We start from the raw sequence: 356 nt of genomic DNA, 5'->3' as shown, positions 1-356 counted from the left end.
GCGCCCGGGGGTGATCGCCGAACGGGATCGCCGATGGGGCGAGCGTCTGCCAGCCGCCTTGGTCGAGCCCGAGCTGGCCGCCGCCTGTCCAGGGCGCGGCCACCGAGGCCTTGCGCCCGGCATGGCCGAGCTGGATGCCGATCGGCATGTCGGAATACGCGCGGACTGCAGCCAGTGTCCTGGCCAGGGCCGCTTCCGTCTCGTCCGACCAGAGGCCGAGGTCCAGCGGGCTGATCCGGCCCTCCGGCTCGACGGCCGTCGCCTCGATGAACATCAGCGCGGCGCCCGACAGCGCGAGATGGCCGAGATGGATCGTATGCCAGTCGGTCGCCCGGCCATCCTCGGCCGAATACTGG

Annotated in this window: 1 protein-coding gene; it reads right to left on the bottom strand. The window is 72.2% G+C overall.

Annotated features, from left to right (window positions below):
* On the bottom strand, window positions 1-356 hold a 356-nt coding region (locus tag AB4Y92_RS26800; RefSeq protein WP_441822380.1), incomplete at both ends, for an oxidoreductase.

It is taken from the genome of Lysobacter sp. TAB13 (assembly GCF_052113885.1).
In the GTDB taxonomy this organism is placed as follows: Bacteria; Pseudomonadota; Gammaproteobacteria; order Xanthomonadales; family Xanthomonadaceae; genus Lysobacter; species Lysobacter gummosus.
This window is presented reverse-complemented; position numbering and strand designations above follow the sequence as displayed.